This is a genomic window from Shewanella sp. SG41-4 (assembly GCF_014164505.1).
In the GTDB taxonomy this organism is placed as follows: domain Bacteria; phylum Pseudomonadota; class Gammaproteobacteria; order Enterobacterales; family Shewanellaceae; genus Shewanella.
Window position 1 is genome coordinate 1 of sequence record NZ_JACJFI010000322.1, and the last position, 3,836, is coordinate 3,836.

The 3,836-nt window shown below is 39.8% G+C and carries 3 protein-coding genes and 1 pseudogene; all 4 read left to right on the forward strand.

The genetic code is table 11. From position 1 onward, the window contains the following. Positions 1-170, forward strand: a pseudogene (locus H5202_RS24375) (porin); the annotation flags it as partial. A gap of 375 nt (positions 171-545) precedes the next feature. Further along, entirely contained in the window at positions 546-1,235 is a 690-nt protein-coding gene (gene phoB / locus H5202_RS18945; protein ID WP_011638217.1) for a phosphate regulon transcriptional regulator PhoB, read from the forward strand. Between the two features lie 175 nt (positions 1,236-1,410). After that, positions 1,411-2,706, forward strand: a complete 1,296-nt coding sequence (gene phoR, locus H5202_RS18950; RefSeq protein WP_182773435.1) for a phosphate regulon sensor histidine kinase PhoR — start codon at positions 1,411-1,413, stop codon at positions 2,704-2,706. A 462-nt stretch (positions 2,707-3,168) separates the two neighbouring features. Continuing rightward, positions 3,169-3,836, forward strand: a 668-nt coding sequence (locus H5202_RS18955) for a substrate-binding domain-containing protein (protein WP_182773436.1), incomplete at its 3' end; no start/stop codon positions are given.

Sequence of the window (3,836 nt, forward strand, 5' to 3'; positions counted from 1 at the left end):
TGAAAGCACAGTACCAAGACATGGAAAATAAAGGTGATTCATGGTCTGTTGGCGCTGATTACAAATTAGGTAAGCCAACTAAGTTATTTGCTTTCTACACAGCCAACTCATTTGATTCAAATGATCAAGATGATAGTTATATCGGTGTAGGTTTAGAGCACAAATTTTAATTTGAATGAACATGTGAATTAAGATTATAACCAAAAAGGGCTTAGGCCCTTTTTTGGTTTAATCTTAACGTGGAATCCAAATATGGAATAAATAATCGTTTTTAGCCTTCCATATCACCGTTATTATTTGCCTGTGAATAAGGTTACTTTAGCCGTTAACATGGTCCCTATTGCAAGTGAATACCGATCTGTTGGCAGCACAGCAGGCTGTTTAATAAATGAATATTTTCCAGGCTTGAAGTTACATAGTATTAACAGCAATGAATTTTTTATGACAAAAAGGCGTATTTAATGCCAAAATCAGCTGTTAGATCATAAATCTGTAACAAAAGTGTCCAATAATAGTCCCGTGGCAAATTAACGTAGAAACCCAATATGACAGCTAGGATTTTAATAGTAGAAGATGAATCAGCAATCCGTGAGATGCTGACATTTGTGATGGATCAACATGGTTTTACGACAGCTGCAGCTGAAGATTTTGATTCAGCGATTGAGTTGCTTAAAGAGCCATACCCCGACTTAATCTTATTGGATTGGATGTTCCCTGGTGGAAGTGGCATTCAATTAGCTAAACGTTTAAAGCAAGATGAATTTACTCGTCAGATCCCGATTATTATGCTGACAGCTCGTGGGGAAGAAGAAGATAAAGTGAAAGGCCTTGAAGTGGGCGCTGATGACTATATAACTAAACCTTTTTCACCTAAAGAACTCGTCGCACGAATTAAAGCCGTTTTACGCAGAAGCGCACCAACACGCTTAGAAGAAACCATTGATGTGCAAGGATTACAACTTGATCCCGTGAGCCACAGAGTGACCGTTGGTGATGCGGTTCTCGACATGGGCCCGACAGAGTTTCGCTTATTGCATTTCTTTATGACGCATCCTGAGCGTGTTTACAGTAGAGAGCAGTTGCTCGATAACGTTTGGGGTACCAATGTGTATGTTGAAGATCGAACTGTTGATGTTCACATAAGACGTTTACGAAAAGCTGTCGAAGAGGGCGGACATGATAAATTGATCCAAACTGTTCGTGGTGCAGGTTACCGGTTTTCAACCAGAATGTAATTCGTATTGGCGGCTTAAAAAGTTCTGCCAGAATTGGCAGATTTTTTTAAAAACTGTTTTTTTGCTGTCTAGCCATAATAGTCAATTTAGGCTATCTTGTGGTTCTTCGTTAGCCCTAATAATCAGTAACGGCACTGAATGTGTTGGCGGCGTTACTTTCGTATTTAGGTAGCCTATGTTTATCTCGTACTCTGGATATCGTTTATTTTTCCGGTTAGCTTTATTGCTTGTTTTATTTATGCTTATTGGCGCTTTATTCGATCACGTCATTATCGTTATGCTATTTGGAACAATTGCATTACTTGTGTGGCATTATCGTCAACTTACTCGTTTAAACTTCTGGTTATGGAAAGATAAAAAGCTTACTCCTCCACAAGGGCGTGGAAGTTGGGAGGGCGTGTTCAATGGAATATATCGTCTGCAGGGCAAAAATCGGCGTAGAGTCGGCCAATTAGCAACTTTATTAGCCCGTTTTCGTCAAGGCGCTGAGGCCTTACCTGATGCGGCAGTAGTGCTTGATGCGGAACATAATATTTTATGGTGTAACAAGCTCGCTCAGTTAATCTTAGGCTTTGTTTGGCCTCAAGATAATGGTCAGAGAATTGATAACCTTATTCGCCATCCTGATTTTTCAACTTATATAAAGAAAGCACAATACAAAGAACCATTAGAAATCCCTTCCCCCGTCTCTGATAAGCGTTTACTTGAAATTCGAGTAATGAGCTATGGTGATCGACAATTGTTGTTAATCGCTCGAGATGTCACCCGAATTCATCAGTTAGAAGGTATGCGCAAAGATTTTGTGGCTAACGTATCCCATGAACTTAAAACCCCATTGACAGTATTACAGGGGTATTTAGAAATTATGCAAACCATGGAAGACGCGGACTCACCTAATCACAAACCACTATCATTAATGCAACAACAAACGACACGGATGCAGTCGATGGTTGAACAGTTGTTGGCACTTTCGCGGATTGAAGATGCTGTGGATATTGATTTATCGCAAACGGTCAATATGTCGTTGATGATGGACATTCTTAAAGAAGAAGCCAAAGCGCTAGCAGGCACCGACTATACATTGGTGTTTAAATGCGAGCCTGGTTTAAATACTCACGGTAATGAATTGCAATTACGCAGTGCTTGCTCCAACTTGATTTCAAATGCAATACGTTATACCACTCCTGGTGGAACAATTACGGTGACTTGGCGAAGTGTAGCAACAGGAGCGTTGTTTTCGGTGACAGATACTGGTGTGGGTATCGCTCCACAACATATTAACCGTTTAACTGAGCGCTTTTATCGGGTCGACAATGCTCGTTCGAGTAAAACTGGCGGCAGTGGTTTAGGGTTAGCCATTGTAAAGCATGCTTTAAACCATCATCACAGTGAGCTTAAGGTGACGAGTGAGTATGGCAAAGGCAGTATATTCAGTTTTATTATTCCATCGCATTTGTTAGTTCGACAATAGATAGCATCCATATTTATACTTCTTAAAGCAGCATACGTGCTGTTTTTTTCTTGCTGCTCAATTCAATTGGCTAATGATAATGACCTAATCAGTTCAAAACCGCTTAGGAGTTATAATGTATTTAGTCTTAGGGTGTTGAATCAATCGCTGGTAAGGCATAAATTGCTTCAATTCAACCGTTATTATGAATGTCATAATGTAACGTTATTGCTATAATTTTAAGCAGTAATTATCTTGTTTGTAATGTGTTTAGTGGTTATTTATCTATTGTATAAAATAACCCTTATTACCTCATGCCGGTAAGGTGTTGATATTAATTATATTTTTATTTTATCTGCCAGGTGAGTCAGTTTTACTGTTGGTGTCACACAACTGTCATGTCAATGTCATAGACTTGTCATCAATGAGGTCGATACTGACTACGTTTTAAAAACTTAGTACGCTTAATTCTGGAGCATCAAAATGAAACTGAACAAACTTGTCGGCGCGATTACTCTTACAGCCGCTGGCGTATTCTCTGCAGCATCGATGGCTGCTATTGATCCAACATTATCAACATACGAAAAAACAAGTGGTGTTTCTGGTAACTTGTCTTCGGTAGGTTCTGATACGTTAGCAAATATGATGACGTTATGGGCTGAAGAGTTTAAACATATTTATCCAAACGTTAATATCCAAATTCAGGCGGCAGGTTCTTCTACTGCGCCACCAGCGTTAACTGAAGGAACTTCTCAGTTCGGCCCTATGAGCCGCAAGATGAAGCCTAATGAAGTTGAAGCTTTTGAAAAACATTATGGCTACCAGCCAACTGCAATACGCGTTGCAATCGATGCGTTAGCGGTATTCGTACACAAAGATAACCCTGTAACAGGCTTAAGCATTGAACAAATTGATGCAATTTTTTCTTCTACACATAAGTGTGGCGGTAAAGAAATTAACCGTTGGGGTGATGCAGGTTTAGACGGTAACTGGGCTGCAAAAGATGTTCAGCTTTATGGTCGCAACTCAGTGTCTGGCACATACGGTTACTTTAAAGAAAAAGCATTATGTAAAGGCGACTTCCGTCCAAACGTTAATGAGCAACCAGGTTCAGCTTCAGTCGTTCAGTCTGTATCACAGTCATTGAATGC

Coding starts and splice junctions, on each gene's coding strand:
- phoB (WP_011638217.1), top strand. CDS start 546: ATGACAGCTAGGATTTTAATAGTAGAAGATGAATCAGCAATCCGTGAG.
- phoR (WP_182773435.1), top strand. CDS start 1,411: ATGTTTATCTCGTACTCTGGATATCGTTTATTTTTCCGGTTAGCTTTA.